Below are 3,183 nucleotides of genomic sequence, written 5' to 3'. Positions count from 1 at the left end.
CTGCTTCAACTGGGGGAGGATTCAACTTCTCTACACATGCGCCCCTATATATAGAGGACGTTGCACGCTCCGGTCCGGATTCCCCTACCACCGTGGCGGCACGCTGGACGCTCATTTGCGAGCTGACGGATCTCGGTGGAGTCGGCGAGATCGGTCGATGTCGTGCGCAGTGATGATCCCGTCGAGCCGGGCGTCGTCCATGACCAGGATGGGTAGTCCGCCCCCGGTGCCGAGGCGCTCCAGGACGGAGATCAGCAGCTCGTCCGGTGCGGCGAACGTGCACCGGGACTGTGGGGTTGCGACGTCCCGGGCACGCAGCCGCTCCCGCTGCCCGGGTGGCACGGCGGCCAGTCGGCGCAGCTGTACGAGGCCGCTTGGCTGGCCGTCGAAGTCCAGCAACGGCAGCACCGAGTGCCCCGCGTGGGCGGCCACCTCGGACAGGAAGCGGCCCACGGTCAGCCAGTCGGGGCCGGTGATGACCGGCGTGGTCATCGCCTGCCCCACCCGGACGCCGCGAAGGGCTGTGACCAGCTCGGCCCACCGCCGTTCGGCCGCGGCCGTACCGGCCACGAATAGGCCGATGAGCATCAGCCACAGTCCGCCGGTCATCCCCCTCAAGAACACCAGCCACCCCACAGCGGCCAGCGTCATACCGACGACCTGGCCGCTGCGCCCGGCCGCGCGCTGCGCCCGCTCCGGGTGCCCGTTGAAGACACCCAACAGCAGGTTCGTGCTACCCAGCCAGCCCAGCAGCCCGACACCGCCGACCAGCGGGCTGGTGAGCGGCTCGCTGACGGCGACTGCGAACGCCGTCCGTGCTGTCGCCGGTCGGTCCATCCGGGTCAGTCCACCCAGCGCCCACAGCGTCAGATCCCGCACGGAGACCCCGGCCCTGCGGGCCATCAGTGCATACGCTGCCTCGTGCACCACCAGACTCACCAGCAACAGCAAAGCACCGCCAACACCGGCGACTGCGTAGACCACCGGGGCCAGGCCCCGGCGCATATCCGGGTAGCGTCCAGCCGGCCAGACCGTACGCGAAGAACAGCATGACGAGCGGCACACTCCAGTGGGCCCGAATCGCCAGTCCCCGAATGCTTCCGAGCCGGATCGAACCCTTCATCCCCATCACCGCCGACAGGCCACGCCCCCTTTCCATGGTCCGTCACAGGCACCACGAGGGAAGCATTGGATGATGATTCAGAGAACCCGATTGCCCTCCGTCAACCAACTCCTGTAATCGCTTCGGCAACGCCCCAAGCCCGGTATGCGACTCTTGATCAACTGGCGCCACGACGTGTGACATCTTCGGCCGTTGGGGGTCCATCCAGCAGGAAGCGAAACTTCCTGTTCGCTAGCTTTGTGGTCGAAAGGTACTGAATTTTGCTGTGCTCATTCCGGCGCCCGTCAGGCCTCGGAGACGACGTCTTACAGAGGAATACGCATGCCGATCGGATCACTGGAAAACCTGCTGGGCGCCATCAGTGAGCAGGCCACCCGCGGCCTGCGCGCCATCGTGCCGCACGGCGGGGTGGGTCACGCCCAGCGCAATGCCGCGCAGGCCGCTGCCGCGGCCTGCGCGGAGCGACGCGAGCGCGATGCGGTGGCCACCTGGCTGGCCGAGCGTGACCTACCCGGAGCGCCCCGCCGCTGACGCCGTAACCAGGCTCGCGCCACCATCCGGGTCTCATGTGAGCCGGCCAGCAATGGTCATCACCACTGCTGCGGTCACCGATACGGCAGAGCACGTGACCATCACGGTCCGGCCCCCACCCGCCCTTGTGAGGGACGATGCCCCGATCATCCCACTCGGACGACGGGAGCCAGGGTGGATTCAACAGGTCGTCGCAATCACGATGTCCCGCACCCCGCCAACGCGCTATCAAGGCCCACGGTGACCGGGCCAGGCGTGATGCGTGTTCGGATCTTGGACATGGGCCGGGTGAACGCTGAAGGGTGCGATCGTCCATGAGCATGATCGTGAAGGCCGCGCCCGTATGCCATACAGCCCGACCCTGCCCACATTGCACCAACTCACCGAGCAACACGGCCTCGCTGCCGAGGGCTTGCGCACGCCCGAGACGCTCAACTCGCTGCTGGACGCGCTCCGTAGCGTCCCCGATCCGCGCGCGGCACACCTGGTTACCCACCCCTGGCCGATGCTGCTCGGCCTGGTCGCCTGTGCCCTGCTGTGCGGGGTGAGTTCGGTACGCGGCGTGATCCGCTGGGCGCGGCCAGGGTACCGGCATCCTCACCGCCCTCGACGTCCCCGCCGGCGACCCGGGCAAGCTCCCGGTAGCTTCCACCCTCACCCGCGCGCTGTCCCGGACGGACGCCGATGCGCTGGACACAGTGCGCGGCGCCCGCGATAGCCAGGCCTGCAGCTGCTCCTGCTCGGCGTCTGCCAGGTCGACCCGGGCGTGATACTCGCCCAGCGGGAGATGTGCTACAAACCGCACGAGAGCTTGCACTTCACCGCCGCCCTCGACCTGATCGCCGACATCACCGGCGCGATCGTCACCGCCGACGCCCTGCACACCGTCGCCGACCACGCCCACTACCTGCACCACCGCGGCGCTTCGGCGTCTTCCCCGTCAAGGAAACCGCTCCACCCTGTTCGCCCAACTCGACGCACTCGACTGGAATGAGCACACCAACCCGCAGATCACCGTGCACCGCACAGAGGAGACCAACTCAGGCCGCCACAAGATCAGGAACGCGCGTGTGCAGCCCCTCGCGCCGGAGCAGGTGAACTTCCCGCACGCCACCGGAGCCCTGCTCGTCGAGCGGTACACCACCGGACGTGGCGACGGAGAGATCCACGCGGATGCCGAACTCGGCATCACCACCGCCCCGTCCGACGTCGTCGACACCGCCCTACTCACCCGCTACGTATGCGGCCAGTGGGCCATCGAGGCACCGCGCTTCGTGAGAGACGACCTTCGCGAAGACGCCTGCCGCGCCTGCACCGGCAGCCTGCCCTGGGCCCTCGCGACCTTCCGCAGCCTGGCGATCAGCCTTGCCCGCCTCGCCGGGTGGACGAACAACGCCGCAGCCCACGACGACTACCGAAACCATCCCGCCGACGCCCTACGCGAACTCGGTCTCACCGGATGAGCACGCATCACACCTGGTGACCCGGGCTGACTCTTTCATCACCAAATACCTCCGAGGACGCCCCGA

Annotated in this window: 5 protein-coding genes; 4 read left to right on the top strand and 1 reads right to left on the bottom strand. The window is 68.0% G+C overall.

The genetic code is table 11. The features are described from left to right. Positions 1–111: 111 nt before the first annotated feature. Positions 112–1,005: a site-2 protease family protein gene (locus VXC91_RS43990; protein WP_329512950.1), complete on the bottom strand. Its 894-nt coding sequence runs from the start codon at positions 1,003–1,005 to the stop codon at positions 112–114. 439 nt (positions 1,006–1,444) lie between these two features. Between VXC91_RS43990 and VXC91_RS43985 the strand changes: the two genes are divergently transcribed. The 4 genes from VXC91_RS43985 to VXC91_RS43975 all read left to right on the top strand — a co-directional run bounded on the left by VXC91_RS43985 (position 1,445) and on the right by VXC91_RS43975 (position 3,117). Further along, a complete protein-coding gene (locus VXC91_RS43985; protein ID WP_329512949.1) occupies positions 1,445–1,654 on the top strand; it encodes a hypothetical protein in 210 nt (69 codons plus the stop codon). 343 nt (positions 1,655–1,997) lie between these two features. Then, on the top strand, positions 1,998–2,372 hold the full coding sequence (locus VXC91_RS47365) for a transposase family protein (protein WP_408057627.1): 375 nt from the start codon (positions 1,998–2,000) through the stop codon (positions 2,370–2,372). Between the two features lie 48 nt (positions 2,373–2,420). Further along, the gene (locus tag VXC91_RS43980) at positions 2,421–2,648 is read left to right on the top strand and encodes a hypothetical protein (RefSeq protein ID WP_329512948.1); all 228 of its coding nucleotides are present in this window, start codon (positions 2,421–2,423) and stop codon (positions 2,646–2,648) included. A gap of 76 nt (positions 2,649–2,724) precedes the next feature. Further along, positions 2,725–3,117 (top strand): hypothetical protein, encoded by a 393-nt coding sequence (locus VXC91_RS43975; RefSeq protein WP_329512947.1) that lies wholly within the window; start codon positions 2,725–2,727, stop codon positions 3,115–3,117. The last annotated feature ends 66 nt before the right edge of the window (positions 3,118–3,183 follow it).

Source organism: Streptomyces chiangmaiensis (assembly GCF_036281785.1).
Taxonomy (GTDB): domain Bacteria; phylum Actinomycetota; class Actinomycetes; order Streptomycetales; family Streptomycetaceae; genus Streptomyces; species Streptomyces chiangmaiensis.
Note: the sequence above shows the minus strand (reverse complement) of the source record. Positions and strands in the feature narration are given on the sequence as shown.

Excerpts from the sequence above, each read along its gene's own strand:
- VXC91_RS43990 (WP_329512950.1), bottom strand. The coding sequence starts at position 1,005 with ATGCGCCGGGGCCTGGCCCCGGTGGTCTACGCAGTCGCCGGTGTTGGC.
- VXC91_RS43985 (WP_329512949.1), top strand. The coding sequence starts at position 1,445 with ATGCCGATCGGATCACTGGAAAACCTGCTGGGCGCCATCAGTGAGCAG.
- VXC91_RS47365 (WP_408057627.1), top strand. The coding sequence starts at position 1,998 with ATGCCATACAGCCCGACCCTGCCCACATTGCACCAACTCACCGAGCAA.